A 20,595-nucleotide genomic window follows, 5' to 3' on the forward strand; every position below is an offset into this window, starting at 1 on the left:
ACCAAAGGAGTCGGTTCGCACAATGGGTTACGTGATGGTGCCGGTGCCCGAGGAACACGTCGAGGAAGCGATGGAGGCCGTCCTTCGCATCACGCGCAGCGCTCGACTCACGCCTTGGGATCAGGAATCCATGGATGAGTTCTGGGCCGGGCTCGACGAGGGGGCCAAGGCCTTGGCTTCGTTGGTTGCCAGGGCAACGCTGGCCAACCGGCAGATCTCCCAGGCATCAGCAGCAGACCGCATGGAGGTCACCCAACGGGAGATCCTCGGGATCGTGCGAGACGTGAACCACCGAGCCCACGACATCGAAAGGCCCGCGGTCCTGATGGTCCAGGAGGCCACCGAGACCCTGGCCAACGGGCGGACCCGGCCGGTTTCCATCGTTTCCACCAACGTGGCGCTGGCCCCCCTGATCCAACAGGCCGAACAGAACGACCTGGCCGGAGGCACCTCCACAGGGAGCGGGCTTCCGGGGTGACAGACTTCGCCAGCGCGGCCGGCGAGCGCCCGTACAGCGACGTCGAGTACGTCTTCGAGCCGCACGACCACTCGCTTCCCGACCCTCGCGGCTACATCCGCGATGTCTGGGATCGTCGTGCCTTCATGGTGGCGAACGCCAAGGCGGAGATGAAGAGCCCCTACGCCGGGACCGTTCTGGGCGAAGCCTGGCACATCCTCGATCCGCTCTTCCAAGCCCTGATCTACATGTTCCTGTTCACCGCTATCAGAGGAAACGGGAGCACCGACTACTTCCTCATGGTCGTGTCGGGGGTGTTCCTGTTCAACTTCACCATGGTCGGTCTGGGTCGTGGAGGGCGGGCCATCCAACGGTCGAAAGGGCTGGTGCTCAATTCGACCTTCCCGCTGGCAACCCTCCCGTTCTCGATGCTGTACGGCGGGTTCTTGGAGTTGTTGCCCACGTTGGGCGTGTACGCCGTGTTCCACCTCGTCTTCGGGGAGCGTTCGGGGTTGGCTTGTTCACCCTTCCTCCTGTTCATCCTTCAGGTCGCGATAATCGTGGGGCTGATGCTCCTCTTCGCCACCCTCACCGTCTACGTGAGGGACATGTCCAACCTGTTGGACTACATCCTCCGTATCCTGATGTTCGTCACCCCGGTCATCTATCCGGCGTCCCAGTTGGAGAAGCTCCCCACGGTTCTGGCCGCGATTTTGCACCTGAACCCGTTCTTCACCCTCTTCACCTCCTACCAGACCGCACTGAGCGGTGGGGTTCCGCGGCCCACGGACATCGCCCAGTCGATGGTGTGGGCCGTGGTGCTACCCATCTTGGGATTTCGGTTCTTCGTGTCCGGGAACGGGCTTCGCCATGAGGCTCCAGTGACTACAGGACCCGATCTGCCCGCGATCGAGGTGCAGAACCTGTCGACGTCCTACCACGTCCACCTCGACGCTGGTTCGACGTGGGGCGGCATCTACGACCTGCTTCGACGCAGCCCGGACACCGACAGGATCGTCCCGGCCTTACGAGATGTCTCCTTCGAGGTGCCCCGAGGCAACGTTCTGGGTGTCATCGGACGAAACGGTGCCGGAAAATCGACCCTGCTGCGCTGCATCGCTGGGGTACTACCCCCCGAACAGGGGCGAGTGGTGGTCCGGGGCCGAATCTCCTCACTTCTCAGCATCGGCGTGGGCATGAACGGCAGCCTCACCGGACGGGAGAACATCAGGCTCGGTGGTCTGGCCATCGGCCTGAGCCCCGACCAACTCGATGACATGACCGACGACATCGCCCACTTCGCCCAGTTGGGCGAGTACGTGGACTTCCCGGTCAACGCCTACTCGTCGGGGATGAAGGCCCGCCTCGGATTCGCGGTCGTCGCCCACTTGGACCCCGAAGTCCTCCTCATCGACGAGGCCCTGGCTGGCGGCGACTCCAAGTTCCAGGAGAAGGTGGCCAAGAAGATGGCCGAGATCTGCAGCAGCGGCCGGACCATCGTCTTGGTGAGCCACGGTCTCAATGCTCTGCGGTCGATGGCCACCACCGCCATTTGGCTGCACCAAGGACAGATCGTCGAGGACGGGGACCCCGATGACGTCGTTTCCTCATACATGCGCTTTGCTCGAATCCAGGCCCTCGGCGGCGAACTCGACTTCTGATACGGAACAAAGGACACCTACGTGACGATCCCTTTCACTCCATTCGAAGACGACGACCTCCCACCCAGATCACGTCCTGTCAAAGAGCCCGAGCCGATCGACGACACCGTGCCGCCAACGTCAGCGCAGACGGGCCGAACCCCCGATGCCGGCGCCTCCAGCGACGATGTGACCGAAGACGACGACGAACCCCGCCTGGGGACGTCGCCCACCATCTCCAAGGCCGACGTCTCGGCCAAGGCGTCTAGGCGCAAGGCTCGGACCGGGGGTTCAGGTGGCTCAGGAGCGCGGCGCCGCAGCCGCCCCATCCTGGGGATCTCACTCGTGGTTCTGGCGGCGGTGGTGTTCGCTGGCCTTCCGCTCCTCAAGTCGGCGTTCGCCCGCACACCCAAGGACCGCATCGGCATCAGCTACGGCGGTGGCCCGATCGAAGGCGTTCACTTCCAAAAGATCGTCGAACCCGGCCACGGCCTCTTCTTCAACGGCTTCTTCGATTCTCTCTACCTCTACCCCGCCGACCAGCTCAACTACATCCTGGCTCCCAAGCCGACCAAGGACGGCAAGGACACGACCCCCGACGCGGTCGTTGCACCCACCTCAGACCGTGTGAACGTGAGCTATCAGGTTGCCGTCTACTACCGGCTGAACACCGACAAGCTCCGAGACTTCCACGAGGAGTTCGGCCTCCGCTATCAGGCCTACACCAACAAGGGCTGGGATCGCCTGGTGGCCGACACCCTGCGCCAGCAGATCGAGGCTGCCCTCCAGGAGGAGACCAGGCGGCACACCGTCGCCGACCTGTTCGGGGACGCTGACCTTCTCGTCAAGGTCCAGAACGAGATCCAGGGAACCATCAGCACCCGCCTGGAAGCGGCGATGGGCGGACGGTTCTTCTGCGGCCCCACGTTCACAGCGGGCGGTGAGTGCGGCAACCCGACCTTCGTGATCAAGCGGATCGACATCCCCGAGTCGGTAGCCGCCGCCTTCGAGTCGAACCGGACTTCTGAGGTGATGATCACCACCCGCCAGAACGAGGTCCGTCAACGCGAGGAGGAGGCTCGGGCCATCGCCGCCATCAACGAAGCCCTCCAGCAGAACTCCCGCGCCTACGTGATGCTCAAGGCCATCGAGTCCGGGAAGATCAACTTCTGGGTCATCCCCGAGGGAGCAGACGTCGACCTCACCGCTCCCGACACCTCCACGCCGCCCACGGCCGGCCAGTAAGCATCGGCACTCCCCTAACCATGCAGCTGGTCATATTGGGAATGCACCGGTCCGGCACCTCGGGTGTCACCCGGCTGCTGAACATGGCCGGCGCCTACTTTGGCCCCCCAGGGATCGCCACCGATGCCAACGAGGAGAACCCCAAGGGTTTCTGGGAACGCCGAGACGTGCGCGCCCTGTGCGACGGGCTCCTCCAGGGAGCCGGATTCGACTGGTTCCGACTCGGCGGCTTCTGAGCCGTCCGCCATCCCCGATGATCTACGTCAGGTCCAGGCAGAAGCCTTTGCTCATGTCCTAGATGACCTGAACGCCCATCAGCCTTGGGTGGTGAAGGAACCGAGGCTCTGCCTGCTCATGCCGGTTCTGGAACACCTCCTCGACAGCGCGGTGTTCGTTCACGTGTCGCGTGACCCCATCGAGGTGGCCCGATCCGTACACCACAGGAACAACCTCCCGATGGCGGGAGCCGTCGCCCTCTGGGAGACCTACACCCTCAGCGCCCTTTCGGCATCCGCAGGCCGCCCGCGGGCCCACGTCCGCCACGAGGAGGTCATGGCTGACCCGGTCGGCACCTTGAACCGCCTGATCGCTGACCTGGAAGCGTTGGGTGTGACCGGACTCGTCGCACCGGACCCCGAGGCGATAACCGACTTCATCGTTCCCAGCCTTCACCGCCAGCGCAGCGATCGCTCCAATCGGGAACACCACCTGAACGCCGACCAGCTCCACCTGGCCGACCTGTTGGACCGCAACCCACTGCCTGAGGTCCTGCCGCCACTGTCAGCAGGTGGGGCCGACGCGCTTGCCGACCTCGTCCGCTTCGATGACGAGATCGTGGCCCGCAAGCAGGCCGAGCTCGACCAGCGGAGGGCACAGGCCGAGACCAGGCGGCTGACAGCCGAGACCCAAAGGCTTGAGCGCGCTATCGAGCGCATGGAAGCCACCCTGGACCATGAGCGAACCAGAAGGGCCGAACTCGGAGCGTCAGCCCTCGAATCGCTGGACCGAGCCGAGCGCGACATCAGGGCCATGACTGCTGGCCGGACCGCGACGGCCGCCGCCTACCTCACTGCCGCCCGCCGCACCGTGACACCTGGCGTCAGTCGGACCGACCCAACTCCGTTCTCCCGGGCCCTAGCCGGCGTCGAGAAGGGACGACGTCGCATTCGCGGGATGACCGCCGACTTACCCAGCACCTCGGTACGTACCACGACCCCTGGGATTGCTGAGGACCAAGCCGACCCCCCATCCAAACCTGAGACTCCGATCCAGCGGACCCGGCCTAGAACACCGAGCAGCGATCGACCGAAGGTGGCCGTACTGGCCTGGGACGTAGGGCACAACCCGCTGGGTCGAGCCAACGTATTGGCCGAGGTCTTGAGCGGTGATTACGAGGTAGAGCTCTGGGGCGCTCAGTTCGAGCGATATGGAAGCCGGATCTGGGCCCCGCTGCGAGACATCCCGACTCCTGTGAACGTCTTCCCCGGACGTCCCTTCCCCGACCACCTCGAGACGATGGAACAGGTCGCCGCCACCATCGATGCCGACGCCCTCTGGGTGTCCAAGCCTCGGCTGCCATCGTTCCTGCTCGGGGCATTGACCAAACAGCTCCGAAATCGACCACTGGTGCTGGACATCGATGACCACGAGCTGGCGTTCTTCGACGTCGACGAAGGGTTGGACATCAGATCGCTCTCACCCCGACGCGGCGACAAGTCGCTGATTCTCCCCTTCGAGCGGGACTGGACCCGTGCCTGTGAGCCCTTGGTCGGTGGGGCAGATCTCCTCACCGTGTCCAACGTCGCCCTCCAACAACGGTTCGGGGGCACGATCGTCCCCCACGCCCGGGACGAGGACATCTTCGACCCCGGAGTCGTAGACCGTGGAGCGGCTCGCCATCGGCTGGGCATCGGGCCCAACGAGCGGGTTCTGCTCTTCGGGGGAACACCAAGGCTTCACAAGGGGATAATGGAGATCCTCACCGCGCTCGAGAAGCTCGGCGACCGTCGCTACCGGCTGATGGTGTTCGGAACCCGCGAGTTCGACGAGATGCGACCCCAGATCGGTGATTTGGCTCGATGGCTCCTACCCCTTCCTTATCAGCCGTTCTCGGCGTTGCCCGAGGTGGTGGCAGCGGCCGACCTGGCCTGCATCCTCCAGAACCCCGAACATCCGGTCTCGGCGTACCAACTGCCGGCCAAGCTCACCGATGCGTTGGCCATGGGGGTGCCGGTCCTACTGCGGGAGACCCCACCGCTCCGTCCGATCATCGAGGCCGGGGCCGTCGCTGCTCTCCAGCCCGAAGACGACCTCGCAGATGCCATCGGTGCGGTATTCGAAGATGCCGAGACCACCTCTGAGCGGGTGGATGCCGGCCGCCGGCTGTTCCTGGACACGATGAGCTATGGGGCGGTCCGCCACCAGATCCGCCCGGTGTTCGACTCGCTCATCAGCGATCCCCCCGCCCTATCTGCTGACCTCCGTGCCCTGATAGAGGTGCCAACGGAGTTGTTCGCCGGTCAGACCTCCTCGAGCCGCGAACCCCAGGCGTTCGCGCCAACCGTCGCGGCCTCGAGTCTCGGACCTGGCTGTACGGCGGCTCCCGGACCAGACGTCTCGGCCTGCCGGCCCGCAGCGACTACGTCGACCACGTCACCCGCGCACTGGCGAAGAAGGGCATCGGCGAGCGGCCATGGGTGCTTTGGGCATACCCGACAAATCCCGACCTCCCCCTTCTCATCGATCGTCTTCGTCCCGACGTGGTGTTGGCCGACGTGGTGGACGACAACCGGACCTGGTACTCACCGGGTACCGCCGAGCACGATCGGATCGACCAGAACTACCGCGACGTGCTGAGCCGCTCCGACCTGGTCATCGCCAACTGCGAGCCGGCAGCCGCGGCCATGAAGGAGTTCGCCCCCGAGGTGCACGTGGTGCCCAATGGTCTCGAGCTCGATCCCCCGACGGTCACCGCCAAGATCGATGTGCGCGCTTTCGGCAGCCCGATCATCGGCTACGTGGGGAACCTCTCGTCCCGCATAGACATCGATCTGCTCGACGCCCTAGCCCGGGCACGACCTCGCTGGCAGTTCGTGTTCGTGGGCTCGACCCACCTGGACCCAGCCATCCTCCGCCTCGATGAGCACGCCAACGTTCATTTCCTCGGAGTTGTCCACCATCACCAGGCCAGAGCGATCATGGCCGACTTCGATGTGGCTCTCATTCCCCACATCGACAACGAGATGACCCAGTCGATGAATCCACTCAAGGCTTTCGTGTACGCCTCCGTTGGTGTCCCGGTCGTGTCTACGCCCATCGCCAACCTGGGCGAACTAGGTGGGCTCATCTCGATCGCCAGCGGGGTCGACGGCTTCGTGACCGCCATCGAAGCCGAGCTGACCAAGCCGCGCACCTCCGTCGACCGTGCCAGGCTCGAACCCCATTCCTGGGGGTCGCGACTGAAGTCGGTCCTGGATCTGATCGACGGCATCGGCCGTGGTGATTCGCCTTTGGGACCTAACAACTAGATGCGCGTTCGCTGATAGCTTCCGCGCGTCGTCATCTGTCAAGGGGTAGATCCGCAACATGTATCCGTTCTGGGATATCGCTGTCGCGCCAGCGCTCAAGGCCGCCAAATCACGAAGGATCGTGGAGATCGGTGCCCTCCGTGGGGAGACCACGGCGTTCATGCTCGCCGACCTCGGAGCCGACACCGAGCTTCACGTGATCGACCCTGTTCCGGTCTTCGATCCGTCTGAGCACGAGGAGCAGTTCCCTGGTCGCTACATCTTCCACCGCGACCTGAGCCTCAACGTCCTGCCCGATCTCCCAGCGGTCGACGCCGCCCTGATCGACGGTGACCACAACTGGTACACGGTGTTCAACGAGCTGCGGCTGTTGAGCGAGACCGCCCGCGCCGCCGAGGCCCCACTGCCGCTCCTGGTCCTCCACGACGTCGGGTGGCCCTACGGCAGGCGGGACCTGTACTACGTCCCCGAGCAGATCCCCGAGGAGTTCCGCCAGCCCTACGCCGCTCAGGGAATGCTCAGGGGCCAATCCGAGCTGGCCGAGCGAGGCGGGCTGAACCCCACCAACTGCAACGCCACCCACGAAGGTGGGCCCCGCAACGGCGTCATGACCGCGGTCGACGACTTCATCGATGGCTACGACCGGCCGCTCCGACTCGTGTTCCTCCCCACCTACTTCGGGCTGGCGATCGTGGTCGAGGAAACGGTGCTAGAGGCGCACCCGGCGCTCAGAGACCATCTCGACTGGCTCGAAGGCAGGGATGGTCAGGCCGCCTTGGTCGAGATGACCGAGGCCTCCCGGCTCGACACGCTCGTCATGCAGCACAGCGTCTACTTCACCGACAAGGAGCGGAGCGCGGCGGCCGCCGACCGCTACCTCGGGCTGCTGGAGGGCGCCCTCCTCAACGAGCACTACATCGAACAGGAGATCCGCATCAGCTACCTGCTGGAGTGCAGCGAGCGCGGCATCACCCCTCGACCCGAGGCACTTCGAGACCCAGCCCGCCAGCTCACCGAGGAGCTCCAGCGCCTTCGTCGGGCCAGACACGCCGGCGATACCGTCGACGATGCCGGGCCTGTGGGTGCCGCGTTCCCCTACACCACCGTCGGGCGCCAGCACCTCCGCCACCTTGTCCAGCTTCTCGACACCATCCATGCCGAAGCGGTGACCGGAGACCTTGTCGACATAGGCCCAGGACGCGGCGGTACCTCCATCCTTTTCCGGGGATACCTCGAGGCCTACGCCATCGACGTGCCCCGGGTATGGGTGGTCGACCGGTTCCGAGCTCGTCCAGCGCCATCCGATGATCCTCGGGCGACGTCTGTCGGTCGAAGTGGCGACAAGCCTGTAGAGGCCCAGAGTGCCTGGGAAGTCGTGGGAGGACCGGGACTGCCGGAACTGCTCGGGGACCTCAACAGCGTTCGCGAAGGTTTCCATTCCTTCGACCTACTCGATGACCAAGTTCGGTTCGTGGCCGGAGACGACCTCACCGCCCTGGAAGCCGCTCCCATCGAACGGATTGCGTTGCTCCACCTGGGTGAACGGTCGGCTTTGGACGTTGCCGCTGCCCTTGATCTGCTCTACGACCGTCTGACACTGGGTGCATTCATTGTGGTCGACGACTTTGACGACCCCGACCGCCGGGCTGCGGTGGAAGCGGTCCGGGCCCGACATGGGTCCGACGAGGAGATCGTCACCATCGACCACGGCACCGTCATGTGGCGCAAGACCGAGAGGTCCCAGGCCGAGCTCGATGCGGCCGACGGAGCCTTGCCATCCTCAGACGATCGACCCACCGGCCCCGTGTTGGCCCCAGCACGAGGCTGGTTCCCGACCGACCTAACCGTGGTCGTGGTCTTCTACAACATGAAGCGCGAGGCAGCCCGGACGTTGCATTCGCTGTCCCGGGCCTACCAGCAAGGTATCGACGACATCACCTACGACGTCGTCGTCGTCGACAACGGCTCGGCCCCCGACCAGAAGCTCGATCCGGCCTGGGTCCGAAGCTTCGGCCCGGAGTTCCGGTTCATAGACATGGGCAGCGATGCCAAACCGTCGCCCATCCCGGCACTTAACCGCGGGATCGCCGAAGGCCACGGCATCAACTACGCCCTCATGATCGACGGTGCCCACGTCCTCACCCCTGGCGTCCTTCGCCACGGCCTGGCCGGCCTGACCACCTATGCCCCCGCCGTCGTCGCCACCCAGCAGTGGTATGTGGGCCCCGGACAACAGGCCGATCTGGTGGCAGAGGGCTACAACCAGAGTTACGAAGACGTCCTCTTCGACAAGATCAACTGGCCCTCAGATGGCTACCGCCTGTTCGACATCGGCCACTTCATCGGCGAGCGAGACTGGTTCGACGGCATGTGGGAGTCGAACTGCCTGTTTGCTCCCCGCAGCCTCCTCGAACAGGTCGGAGGGTTCGACGAACGGTTCTCTATGCCCGGTGGCGGATACGCCAACCTCGACCTCTACGAGCGACTCGGCGCCAGCCCTGACGTCACGGTGGTGACCATGCTCGGTGAGGGGTCGTTCCACCAGGTCCACGGAGGTACGACCACCAATCTGTCCGGTGACGAGAAGCGCCACAACACCCTGGCCGAGTACTCCCAGCACTACCAGGATGTTCACGGTCGCCCGTTCCGCGGCAACGCCAAACCGGTGCACTACGTCGGGTCCATGCCCCGTGAGGCAGCCCGCACAAAGGCCCGCCGTCGGGTTTCGCCCAACATGTTCAGCCTTCATGCGCCCGACCAGGTCGGCGGAGTACCCGAGAAGGCATCACCGATGCCGCAGGACCTGTGGTCGGAGTTCACCGACGCCTACTGGCACACCCTCAAGTGGCGCCAGACCCATTGGATGGGTCAGCGATTGTCCAAGCTTCCTGGAGACATGGTGATCATCCAGGAGATCCTCACCAAGGTCCGGCCCGACTGGATCGTCCACACCGGCACCGCCAACGGTGGACTGGACTGGTTCCTGGCCACGATCTGCGACCTGCTCGACCACGGTCAGGTCATCTCCATAGACCGCAAGCTGCACGAAGACCTTCCCCGCCACGATCGCATCACCTACATCGAGGGCGAAGCCCACCTTTCCAAGGTGAACAAGCAGGTCACCGACCTGACCGGTCCCGATAGCCATGCCGTGGTCATATTGGGCACCAAGGCCAGCTCAGCACGGACTTCGGCCGAGTTCCACATCTACGAGGACCTGGTCCCCGAGGGGTCGTACCTGATCGTCGAGGACACGATCGTCGGTGGCCACCCGGTGTGGGGCAACTTTGGGGTCGGGCCCTACGAAGCTGTCAAGGGCATCACCGAAACCAGGGGAGACTTCGTATCCGACACATCCCTGGAGAAGTACGGCCTGACGTTCAACACCACCGGCTACCTCCGGCGGATCAGCAAGGTCCAACACACGGCGCGCCGAAAAGGGCGCAAACGCTGACTACCCCGAGCTAACCCCCACCTTTGCTCAGAAGAGGATCGGTAGCTGCTCGGCCGGGTAGTGCGATGGCGAGAAGAACCAGTGCTCCAGCGCGTAGCGGTTGGTGTCCATCCCCGGAGAGATGCCGGTGCGGTGGAGCAGGAGATCGTCGAAGAGAAGAGCGTCACCAGCGTTGAAGACCGGCCGGATCACCGGTGCATCGATTGCCAACTCGTCGGCCAAACCGTCGCCCACCGCCCAGTCGAACAACGCCCCGTGAGAACCGGTCTCGACCAACTCGTCGAGGCGGCGGGGAATCCACTCCAGGCCAGGGGCCGTGGAGTCTCCCCCGCAGTCGGTGAGCGTCACCCAGACGTTGCAGCTACGGATCCCACGGCTCATGAACGCCCCGTCTTGGTGCCAGCCCGTTCCCGTTGTGTAGGGGACATGACGCAGAGTGCCCTTCTTGAGGGACAGGGCCGGGCGTTCCCCGAAGTACTCGGTGAGAACGGCCTGGAGGTTGGCACCCTCGAAGAAATCGAGCAGGGTCTTGAGCGCCCGCGGTGAATCGCCGGTGTACATGGAGCCCTGGGGTACCAAGAAGTGACGGCCACCCATCACGTCGTACTGGCCGTAGGCCTCACTGGGCTCGAAGAACGAGCACCACACCTCGGAGCCGTCTGAGCTGGTGCCCTCCACCCGTGCCTTGAACGCCGCCAAGGACTTGTCGATCACGCCCTTGAACTGCTCGACCTGTTCGGCGTCGAGCAACCCGCGCACGAGGAGACAGCCGTGGTGGCGCACCGCAGATGCCAGCTTGTCGGTGGTCAGTTCCGAGGCATCGATCTCGGGTGGTTCTACGCATCCTTCGAAAAGGTCCGGAACCGAGGGGGGCCATGACTCCCGACCACCGCTGCGGGCCACCTGGCTGAAAGCTCGATGACGAAGCTCGACCATTCGAACCTCGAGGGCATCGTCGGGCCTGACCTTCAACGCGTTCGCATAGTGCTGCACCGCAGACTGAAGGTCTCCTTCCTTCTCTGCGGCTCGACCGGCCTCAAGGGCCGCATCGGCGTCTGCGTGGTCCGTGGCAAGGGTTCCCGGAGGCGTCATGGCCGGAAGCTACTTCGACAACGGCCGGGCGGGAACCCCCACAACGGTCGTTTTTGGAGCGACATCTGTCACTACGACGGCGTTGGCGCCGATCTGGGCGTCCTCACCGATCTTGACCGGTCCGATCACCTTGGCACCCGTGCCGATGTGAGCCCGGGCCCCGACGACAGCACCGTTCACATTGCCCTCCTTGAGGCCGATCGTGACCCACGGACGCACCTCCACGTGCGGCCCGATCTCTACGATCCCGTCGATCACCACCGCCCCATGGGGAAGGTAGAGCCCAGGAGCGACTACCACCGGATCACCGATGCACACCTGGCCGATCATCATGGCCAACCGATGGAGTATCGACGGCAGAATCGGGACCTCGTGAACCTGGAGCGTCGCCTTCAGCCGATAGCAGAGCAAAGCGGCGAAAGCGTCGCTGCGCCAACAAAGCCTGATCACCTGGAGGACTAGGTCAGTCCGGGACCGAAACTCGTAACGCTCACCCCTGAACAGGCAGAAGATGCGCGCGTCCTCGCGCACCGCCCGTCTGAACGATGGGAAACGACGCCGGAACTTGCGCATCAGATCCCGACGTTGCGCCTTGGTTGGCCCCGGGGTCGTTGCCTTCACCCTCCGCCCACTCATACGAGGATCGGGACGTAGCGCTCAGGGAAGCACGAAGGCGCGAAGAACCATGACTCCAGGGCGTACCGATCGGCAGTGAACTCCCGCTCCGACGAAGACCGGTGAACGAAGAAGTCATCGAAGAAGATCGCATCGCCAGGCGCAAACGACGGGGTCTCGGGCGGAGCGTCCACGGCCACCTCGTCGACGAGACCTTGGCCTATCGAGTTGGGGAAGATCGATCCCTTGGTGCCGGTCTCCAGTATCTCGTTCACCCTCTTGGGCACGATGTCCAAGCCCGGAGCGGGATGGTCTCCACCGCAGTGCGACAACGACAGCCACAGGTCGATGGCCCTGATCCCCGCACCGATGAAGGCCCCATCTTGGTGCCAGGTGGGGGCCGATTCCCGCAGGCGCCGCAGAACGCACTTGTTGTAGGAGAGAGCCGGACGCTCCCCCAGATAGCCGGTCACGGTGTCGATAACGCCTTTGGCCCGAAAGATCTCCAGGACCTCCAACATCATCTCTGGCGCATCGGCAACCAACATCCCTCCGACCTCGCGCACCCAGGCTCGTTCGGTGGGGACGCTGGCGGCATCTACCTGGAAGGGACGGTAGGACCCGTTGCCCTCTGGACCTCCAGCGCTGGGATCGTCGTCTCGGTCTCCCAGCACATCGAGTGCCCGGGCCTTCACCGCCGAGACCTCCTCGGGGGACAACAAGCCGCGGACTATCACGCCACCGTGGTGGAGGATGCTCCCTCCCACCACGTCAACCGAGATCTGATCAGGAATGATCTCGGGAATCCCGGTTACCTCAGGGAAGGGATCGGATAGGTCCGGCGGCCAAGATGCCCGCAGCGACGGACCTCGTTCCCGGCCGAAGGCATCATGACGAAGCCTCACGATCTGGCGGGCAAGGTCAGAGTCGGGGTTGTGGCGGTACTCCTCGGTGAGGATGTCGACCGCCGCCATGACCCGACCCCCACCGTCGGAAACCAACGAACCTGTCATGCGGATGTCCTCCGTGTCGATGCACCCTGGGGCGCCTGATCTTCCGGCGCTATCACCGGGGTCGCCTGGGGTTCCTTCTTGCTGTTTGCGCCCACCGGACGGGCCGGTACGCCAGCCACCCGACTGTGCGCCGCCACGTCGCCGGTGACCACCGCGTTGGCGCCTATTCGGGTGTGGGCTCCAACCGATGCCGGTCCGTTGATGACCGCGCCAGTACCAACCCTCACATCGGTCCCGATGGTCACCTCTCCTCCAGAGGAGTCAATGGTGGACCACGGGAACATCACAACGCCGTCAGCCAGGCGAACCGGTCCGCGTAGGTCCACCTGACCATGGGCCAGGTACAGCCCTGGCCCCACCACCGCTTCGGGCCCGATGTGAACCTGGGCCACGACGGCGGCGGCCACCTTCATGAGGCGAGGAACCAACGGAACGCCATGCTGGCGGGCAGAGGCCCCAATTCGGTAACAGACCTGGGCCAGGTAGGCATCGCTTTCGAGAGCGAGCCTCACCATCTGCCCGGCGGTCACCCAACGGTTGCCCATGCGGTGGTACTCGCCCCTGAACCGGGCCGCGGCTCTGGCATCCGCGACCAAGGCCGAAACGAGCGGCGGCGATTCAGAGTTGGTGGGCACGATGGTGTGATCTACCGGCGGGCTGACGGACGGGGACCATCCCGGGACCAGGGAGGTGGGGGGATGGTAGCGGGAGCACGACGGTTGATCCGCGTGACATCGGGCCCTTCTGGTCGGGTCCTTTTGACCTACCGCCCGAGCTCAACCCAACGGCTTTCGCCAGTACGCCCCGGTCCAATCCACCGGGTGGATCTCGGCCTCTATCGAATGCTTCTTCCGATAGTCGTGAACCGCCTCCTGGCAGGCAGGAATGCAGCCGTAGTCGTCGATGATGACGAACCCGCCGGGTGAGACCCGCGGCTCGAGGTTGACCAAGGCGTCCATGGTCGACTCGTAGAGATCTCCGTCGAGCCTAAGGACAGCGACATCACCTATGGGAGCGGTGGGCAGGGACTCGGAGAACCACCCCTCCACGAACCTGACCTGGTCGTCGAGCAGGCCATAGCGGGCGAAGTTCGCCTTCACCTGTTCGACCGATACCGCCAACCCCAGGTCCAGAATCGCCTTGGCATCGGGGTTGGAGACCTGCATGGATGCATCAGCCGGGTAACGGTCCGGGTCTGGTTCGGGCAGGCCTTGGAACGAATCGCACACCCATACGGTTCTGTCGGTGACACCGAGGGTGGCGAGTACCGCCTTCATGAGAATGACCGTGCCCCCACGCCACACCCCGGTTTCGACGAGGTCACCTCGAACCCCCTCGGCGACAACTCGCCTCACCAGAGCCTCGACGTTGTCCAACCGGGCCCGGCTCACCATCGTCTCAGCGCTTCCCGGTATCCAGTCCTGGCCGATCGTCGATCGATCATCAGCGCTCATCCGTCGCACCAGCCGCCACCCGTTGGCGTGAAGAACATCCCAGACATCGTTGGGGGGGCCAAGGACCTCACTTGGCTGCCAGTGCAAGACATCGAGGACCTCATCGTCGGGGAAGAGGTCTCGGGTCAGGCAACCCTTCAGTAGGTCCAGGTATCGCTGGGCCATCGCGTTGTCGCCGGTTGGAGGATCAATGGTGGGGCTGGGCACGGCGGGCAGGATAGATCGCTCAGAGCACACCGATCGGTTCGTTGTGGCCCGGCACACCTGGGCTCACGGGGTGTCGCCGTCGCCACCTTCGCCACCCTGGTTCGCCATGAGGTGAGCGATCAGCTTCTGACGCACCTCCTCATTGGTCTCAGCCAACTGGGCGAACAGGATCTTCTCGTGCTCCTCGATCGAGACGGTGGTGAGGGTCCAGCCCTCCCGGCCGTGAGCAGCCCCGGGACCACCCCGATACGGCACCGCCGGAGCATCATCGACCACGAAATCCCACTCGGCATAAAAGTCCTTACGAGTCCAAGCCAACGTCGAAGGCGTCTCACCCGGACGCTGAGTCCGCAACGGCCCCACGAACACCTGACCCAACCCAACCCCAGAACCAGCACCCATCAAACCAGGCGGCGGACGATCGAAATACGTCCGCCAATACCGCTCCGAGAAGAACAACGCGCAGTAATCCAACCGGTGGTACTCATCGATGAACATGTACCCGTCATCGACCAGATACGGCCACAAACCAATCACACACTCATGGAAACTGGACTGATAATCCACATCCACATACGCACACACGATCGGCTCAGAGTGCGAACCCATCGTGTCCGAGAACCACCCCTTACGGAACTCACACACCTCCACCGCCCCAAACCGCGTGACGTTGGAACGCACCTCCTCCAACTCACCCTTGAACGCCCCCTCACCCATCTCACTGGCCCAATGATCGCCCTCCACCGCCGGCGGCAACCCTTCGAAGCTGTCATAGACGATCAAGCTCCGACCCGCCGCCTGAGCGATCAACGACAAGTTCGCAGTAGTACCACCCTTCCAACACCCCGCCTCCACCATCACACCTCAACCGAGCGCGGCACCGACAACACCTTCGCCGCAATGGCCAGATGCCCCCGATAGCTCAACCCGGTCTGGATCTTGGTCGTGTTCCGACGCATGCGTCGCGCCAACCCGAACCGCTTACGCCACGTCAACCCGTGCGAAGGATCGATCGGAGCCCCATAGAACAAGAACAACGTCAAATGAAACCACGACGCCGCCTCATAGGCGTCCGCAACCCGCCTCACCAACCGCGTACGCCGACCTTTCGAAAAACGCTGCGAAACCGCGGCCCGAACACGCCGACGAAGTCCAAACCCCTTAGATGACACGAGGCGCGACCGTAGTGCCCCCCTGCCACCGCGCACGGCGGCTGACCGCCAACCGTCAAGGAGCCGTCAGCGACACGTGGAACATCGGATCTCGACCAGGGTGATGGCCGATCGAGGGTCCTGGGTGGTCAGGAATCCTCGACTGCCCGGCCAGGCAGAAGCCCAGCCCGATCGGACCAGCGGTCGGACGAACCGGTGCCGATCCCAACTGCACCGACGGCCAGTCACTCGCCGGATCACCCCCCATGAAGGTCGGATCCGACCCCGAGGCGACCAGCACCGCCACCCACCACCGGACGCCGGCGTCGAGCACCACCGCATCCACAAGCGCCGCCCCGAACACCCCCGACCCTTCCAGCTCGATCCCCGCTGGTCCGGTAGAGGTGACCACCGCACCTGGCCGCCCATCCGCGGCGGTGGACACCACTGCGGCCGTCACCGAAACACCGGCCTGCGCCGACACCACTTCCAACCAGATGTCGGTGGCCCGGGCCGGTGCCGCCAGCACCGGCAACGGCATCCACATCACCACACCTCGCTCCAGCACCGTCCCGACCCCTGACGCCCGCAGCGACGAAACGGCGCATGGGACGGGGGCCAGGAATCCTCCCTGGCTCCCCATCGAGTTGGCGAGAACCGTGGTTGCGCCTCCCGGAAAGCTAGCGATCAACTCGGCCCGCCCCCCGGTGTCCCGAGCGGTGAGCACCGGGTCAGGCAATCCGGAATCCACCCGTTCGGCAGGGGTCAACCGCAACCGCGCCAGATCTACCTGCCCGGATCCACTGTTGACGGCCAAGCTCCCGACCCCCGCCCGGGAGAGGAAGGTGTCCATCGGCATGGAGCCGCCGGGTCCAAGCCCAAGGGTGGGGCCTGGGAGCCCAATGAGATCCAGGACAGGACGAGACGCTGACAGGCCCCAAGCCAGCTCCGGATCATCCTGGTGTACCCGGCCGGCCAGCACCGCTCCACCCAGTTTTGTGGAGACCGAAATGGTCCCAGCGCCTGGGCTCCACTCCTGTTCGCGGTGCAGCGAACTGACCACCTGCGATAGCAGTGATGCAGCCACGATTCCGGGGGCGATAGCCGCGGCAGCATGACCCGCAGCGATCGCCGACGTGATCGATGCCGGATGGACACCGTCGAGCGTCGGGAGCCGGCCAAGAGCACCGGCTCCATCGATCAGCAGGCACCCCAGGCGTTGGGCCACCCGACGTCCCGCCTCGGCGTGGTCCGGTGTGAACTGCGAGCTGATCGGGGCCAACCAAAGGGCAACGTCCGTCTCTGGGCGCCGCGCCTGGATGCCGGTGACCAGCCGGGAGACATCGCCCTCATAGTCATCATCGTTGGTGCCGGTGCCGACCACCACCAGGTCCGGTCGGATCGTGTCCAGAGCATCGAGAACCCAGCCGGGGTTCTCGAGGAAATCGAGGCTGGTGCTTCCACTGCGGACGGCGGGCCAGACCCTCACTCCCTGGTGCGCGTTGTGCTGGTGGACGTAGACGCCCTCCAACACCGAGGTACCCCCCTGAGATTCGATCACCAACTCCACCGGAGACGATCCGTCGGACCTGGTGAACAACGAGAGTCGCGAATGAGCCACGACCCCCTCCGTGTCGATGACGCCCATGACGCCGTCACCCCAAGTGACCCTCAACTGACCGGCATCGGGTCGACGCGTCCAAACGACGGAGAGGGCTTGACCGCCAACCTCGACCCGCGCCCTCTGACCCACCTCCAGCAAAACCGACCGACCGCCGAGGCCACATTCCGGGTCCGGAGGTGCCCCTGCCGCGCTGGACAACGGGTTCACGTAGGCGTTGTCGCTGGCCCTGCGGTACTGGACGGTCTCGACCCGATTCGAGAGCAGCTCACCGAGTTGCCACGGAATCGGGTTACCCGTCGCGTTCAGCTCGCTGATCGAGTCTCCGAGCCAGATGATGTTCGCTATCGCCGAGCCCGCTTGGGCGTCACGGAGCTTCGCCGCCCAACGGGACTCCTCGATCAACACGGTTCGGAGTTGTCAGTTGGCCATCCCGTGCGCGGCCAGCGTCCGCTCAACGGGTGAGTGCAGCTCCCAGTGGAGGTACTCGTCAATGTCGGTATCGAAACCCAGTCCGATATCGCAGAGCCGGTGAGGATCCTCAACCGTGAAGGAGGCAGGACCATAGGACTCCAGCGGAGGGACGTGGTCGGCCCAGTCTGTCCTGTGCCCGGAATCTTTGGCCTTCAACACGTCGCGGTACCAGGCTCCGACATCGTGACCCACCTCGATCGTGTAGGGGAACTTCCGACCCTGGGCGGGGAGGACGGCATGTTGGGCCGCCAAGACAGCATCGAGCCCTGAACCAGGCGGCACGCCGAGTCGCTCGACCGCGAAGCGCCCCATCTCGTCGATGAAGAGGCGCCAGCTCACGGGAGGCACCATGGTCACCGGCACCACCCGGGTAGCGGTGGTGATCGTGGGGTAGGCCTCCGGCTCGTTCTGGGTCAGCTCTCGCAACGCCTCGATCAGGTCTGCTTCTCGCAGGCCAACGGTATGGCGCAGATACCTGGCCGTGAGGCGCAACACCGCGAAGTTCTCCATCAGGCGGAACACCGCTCGGAGCTGGAGCATCACGTCGTAATCCTCCCGGGTGAAGCTGGAGGACGAGACCACCAGCGCACGTCCGAGTCCTGCTGACCCCCGAGACGGGATCGCGGGCGACGGCGATCGGTCGATTCGCTCGGTCCGGATCTGGTTCTCAGTCCTGTAGGACGGTTCGTTCATCGGGCTGTTGATCAGCATCTCGGTCTGGAAGACCTTTGCGTTGATCTCACGATCTATGCACTGCTGGAAGTCCTCTCGCACCGAGGCGGTCGTAGCTCCGGGTAGACCGATCATGAGATCAACCATCAGCGGAAGCTGGGCCTGGCGGAACTCACGGGCGAGATCGTCGTACTTCTCGACCTTGATGTTCTTCCGCCGAATGGTGGCCAGCGTGTCGTCGTCCATCGACTGCAACGAGAGAAGCCCTTCGGTGACAACGCCAGCTCCGGCCATCACCTGAACGATCTTCTGAAGGTACTTGACCGTGTTCTTGGCGTAGTTGGTGACGAAGCTTCCGGGATAGCCCTTGGTCGTATACAGCTCCGCGACCTTCTCCGCGATCTGGACGTCCTGGTCGAAGATGCCGAAGTTGGCGTCGCAGAGGAAGATCTTCTCGACCTTGTTGTCTGCGCACCACTCGAGCTCCGCGAAGATCCGCTCCAGGTCGAACTTCCTGATCCTCGAGGCAGTGCTCGATCCCCAGTCGCAGTAGGTGCAGCTGTAGGGACACCCACGGTTTGTCTCGATCATGGCCGTATTGATCACACCGCCACCGAACGGCTCGTACAGGCCTGTCAGATACGGCGATGGCACCACGTTGATGTCGGTCAGCCGGTCGCGGTCCGCCGTCCGCACGACGCCATTGGGGCCTCGGTAACTCAGGCCCGGCACCGAATCGAGGACCGAGAGGTCTCGCTCCTCGTCATCTCTAATGGGTGCCAACGCGGCCAACAGCTCGGCAAAGGTCACCTCGCCTTCGCCATGGACCACCACATCGATGAACGGGTTGGCAGCGAAGTAGGCCTCGACATCGCCCGGGTACTTGGGGGAGTCGGGTCCGCCATGGATCGTGATCGCCCTCGAGCTGCGATCCTTGATGATCTTGGAGCTCTCCAGGTTGACGCCGTGGGACCACACGTAGTTGCTGAACATGAAGACCGAGCCGTCGTCTATCAGCGACTCAAGCACGTCCGGGTACATGAAGGTGGCCGGGAGGAAGTCGTAGCTCTCCAAGAGCTGACCCTCGTTCCATGCCGATGCATATGACACCAACATCCCGAGTGACAACGGCATGATCAGCTGGTCATAGATCGGGATGACCGCAGTTCGGCGAACACCGGTCTCCGCCTGCTGGGCGTAGCGCTGCTCGATTCGATCTTCGAAATCAGATCGCAGGTGGGCCTGGGTTTCGATCGCCTTGGCGAACAGGTGACTAGCAATGAACTCCTGGCGAGAGGAGGTCTGCATCGACTCGGATCGTCCGACGATGCGCGATGCCAGGAGGATCCCGGCCGTTTCCATGAAACGGTCCTCAGTCAGCGCCGCCCGGCCCGCCTGCTCGACGTGGGCCGCAAAGGCCGCCTCGACCGATTGCGAGGTGCTCAAGTTCACGGCAGCGAGCACCTGAGCTGCGCTCAACACCGCCCGGACACCTCCGTCGTGGTCGAGCGCGTAGTAGCTGCCATCAGCCACCGTCAAGAGGATCGGGCTCCCGATGTCGAGATTGTCAGACATCGCTACTGCTTCGGCTGCCCCCTGTCCCTCCGACGAACCGCGGGACGGCACCACCGCTCTGTTGGAGCCCTCGACCAACTTGCGCTCCCGCAAGTAGAAGAGCGTGACGTGAAGGTCGAATGCGGGCACGCTCCAGTCAGCCGATATCTCCTCGATCAGGGGAGAAACGTCTCGAACCTCGGGCCCCGACAACTCAGCCATCAAGGCTAGATCGGCACCGGCGATCACAATCTCGGGAAGCATGTCGATCTTGGGAATGCACACTCCTTCGCGACGGAGCATGACGGTGGCGAAACGGCTGAGCCGCGCGCCGTCTGCGGATGATGCTTCAGAGTGTTGGCTCTCACGCGTAGTTGAGATGTCGGTCATCAAGTTCCCCTACCAGGCACACCTGGAAC

The 20,595-nt window shown here is 64.2% G+C and carries 16 protein-coding genes; 7 read left to right on the top strand and 9 right to left on the bottom strand.

Translation table 11 applies throughout. The features are described from left to right. The first annotated feature begins 22 nt into the window (after positions 1-22). The 7 genes from IPG97_04420 (at position 23) to IPG97_04450 (ending at position 10,323) form a co-directional block, all read left to right on the top strand. Positions 23-478, top strand: a complete 456-nt coding sequence (locus IPG97_04420) for a hypothetical protein (protein ID MBK6855807.1) — start codon at positions 23-25, stop codon at positions 476-478. Then, positions 475-2,118 carry an ATP-binding cassette domain-containing protein gene (locus IPG97_04425; GenBank protein ID MBK6855808.1) on the top strand — a complete coding sequence of 548 codons (1,644 nt, stop codon included), beginning with the start codon at positions 475-477 and terminating at the stop codon, positions 2,116-2,118. The genes IPG97_04420 and IPG97_04425 overlap by 4 nt, the downstream gene beginning before the upstream one ends. 21 nt (positions 2,119-2,139) lie before the next feature. Then, positions 2,140-3,342: an SPFH domain-containing protein gene (locus IPG97_04430; GenBank protein MBK6855809.1), complete on the top strand. Its 1,203-nt coding sequence runs from the start codon at positions 2,140-2,142 to the stop codon at positions 3,340-3,342. A gap of 20 nt (positions 3,343-3,362) precedes the next feature. Continuing rightward, the gene (locus IPG97_04435; GenBank protein MBK6855810.1) at positions 3,363-3,578 is read left to right on the top strand and encodes a hypothetical protein; all 216 of its coding nucleotides are present in this window, start codon (positions 3,363-3,365) and stop codon (positions 3,576-3,578) included. A 91-nt stretch (positions 3,579-3,669) separates the two neighbouring features. Beyond that, a complete protein-coding gene (locus IPG97_04440; protein ID MBK6855811.1) occupies positions 3,670-6,198 on the top strand; it encodes a glycosyltransferase in 2,529 nt (842 codons plus the stop codon). Further along, the gene (locus tag IPG97_04445; protein ID MBK6855812.1) at positions 6,102-6,869 is read left to right on the top strand and encodes a glycosyltransferase; all 768 of its coding nucleotides are present in this window, start codon (positions 6,102-6,104) and stop codon (positions 6,867-6,869) included. Before IPG97_04440 ends, IPG97_04445 begins: the two co-directional genes overlap by 97 nt. Before the next feature lie 58 nt (positions 6,870-6,927). Beyond that, positions 6,928-10,323, top strand: coding sequence for a class I SAM-dependent methyltransferase (locus IPG97_04450; protein MBK6855813.1), 3,396 nt, complete (start codon positions 6,928-6,930; stop codon positions 10,321-10,323). Between the two features lie 27 nt (positions 10,324-10,350). Here IPG97_04450 and IPG97_04455 read toward each other — a convergent pair whose 3' ends face one another. From IPG97_04455 to IPG97_04495, 9 genes are all read right to left on the bottom strand, one after another. Beyond that, on the bottom strand, positions 10,351-11,415 hold the full coding sequence (locus IPG97_04455) for a phytanoyl-CoA dioxygenase family protein (GenBank protein MBK6855814.1): 1,065 nt from the start codon (positions 11,413-11,415) through the stop codon (positions 10,351-10,353). Between the two features lie 9 nt (positions 11,416-11,424). Further along, on the bottom strand, positions 11,425-11,748 hold the full coding sequence (locus tag IPG97_04460; protein MBK6855815.1) for a hypothetical protein: 324 nt from the start codon (positions 11,746-11,748) through the stop codon (positions 11,425-11,427). Positions 11,749-12,047: 299 nt separating this feature from the next. Next, a complete protein-coding gene (locus IPG97_04465; protein ID MBK6855816.1) occupies positions 12,048-13,043 on the bottom strand; it encodes a hypothetical protein in 996 nt (331 codons plus the stop codon). Next, positions 13,040-13,678, bottom strand: coding sequence for a hypothetical protein (locus tag IPG97_04470; GenBank protein MBK6855817.1), 639 nt, complete (start codon positions 13,676-13,678; stop codon positions 13,040-13,042). Before IPG97_04470 ends, IPG97_04465 begins: the two co-directional genes overlap by 4 nt. Before the next feature lie 141 nt (positions 13,679-13,819). Beyond that, complete coding sequence (locus IPG97_04475; GenBank protein MBK6855818.1) at positions 13,820-14,662, bottom strand: class I SAM-dependent methyltransferase; 843 nt, start codon at positions 14,660-14,662, stop codon at positions 13,820-13,822. 105 nt (positions 14,663-14,767) lie between these two features. Continuing rightward, complete coding sequence (locus IPG97_04480; GenBank protein MBK6855819.1) at positions 14,768-15,565, bottom strand: class I SAM-dependent methyltransferase; 798 nt, start codon at positions 15,563-15,565, stop codon at positions 14,768-14,770. Further along, positions 15,562-15,792: a hypothetical protein gene (locus IPG97_04485; GenBank protein MBK6855820.1), complete on the bottom strand. Its 231-nt coding sequence runs from the start codon at positions 15,790-15,792 to the stop codon at positions 15,562-15,564. The genes IPG97_04480 and IPG97_04485 overlap by 4 nt, the downstream gene beginning before the upstream one ends. Positions 15,793-15,931: 139 nt before the next feature. Continuing rightward, the gene (locus IPG97_04490; GenBank protein ID MBK6855821.1) at positions 15,932-17,884 is read right to left on the bottom strand and encodes an SGNH/GDSL hydrolase family protein; all 1,953 of its coding nucleotides are present in this window, start codon (positions 17,882-17,884) and stop codon (positions 15,932-15,934) included. A gap of 12 nt (positions 17,885-17,896) precedes the next feature. Next, on the bottom strand, positions 17,897-20,566 hold the full coding sequence (locus IPG97_04495) for a B12-binding domain-containing radical SAM protein (GenBank protein MBK6855822.1): 2,670 nt from the start codon (positions 20,564-20,566) through the stop codon (positions 17,897-17,899). Positions 20,567-20,595: the final 29 nt, after the last annotated feature.

Source organism: Microthrixaceae bacterium, assembly GCA_016702505.1.
In the GTDB taxonomy this organism is placed as follows: domain Bacteria; phylum Actinomycetota; class Acidimicrobiia; order Acidimicrobiales; family Iamiaceae; genus Aquihabitans.

Excerpts from the sequence above, each read along its gene's own strand:
- IPG97_04495 (MBK6855822.1), bottom strand. The coding sequence starts at position 20,566 with ATGACCGACATCTCAACTACGCGTGAGAGCCAACACTCTGAAGCATCA.
- IPG97_04475 (MBK6855818.1), bottom strand. The coding sequence starts at position 14,662 with ATGGCCCAGCGATACCTGGACCTACTGAAGGGTTGCCTGACCCGAGAC.
- IPG97_04455 (MBK6855814.1), bottom strand. The coding sequence starts at position 11,415 with ATGACGCCTCCGGGAACCCTTGCCACGGACCACGCAGACGCCGATGCG.
- IPG97_04420 (MBK6855807.1), top strand. The coding sequence starts at position 23 with ATGGGTTACGTGATGGTGCCGGTGCCCGAGGAACACGTCGAGGAAGCG.
- IPG97_04450 (MBK6855813.1), top strand. The coding sequence starts at position 6,928 with ATGTATCCGTTCTGGGATATCGCTGTCGCGCCAGCGCTCAAGGCCGCC.
- IPG97_04460 (MBK6855815.1), bottom strand. The coding sequence starts at position 11,748 with ATGATGATCGGCCAGGTGTGCATCGGTGATCCGGTGGTAGTCGCTCCT.
- IPG97_04465 (MBK6855816.1), bottom strand. The coding sequence starts at position 13,043 with ATGACAGGTTCGTTGGTTTCCGACGGTGGGGGTCGGGTCATGGCGGCG.
- IPG97_04435 (MBK6855810.1), top strand. The coding sequence starts at position 3,363 with ATGCAGCTGGTCATATTGGGAATGCACCGGTCCGGCACCTCGGGTGTC.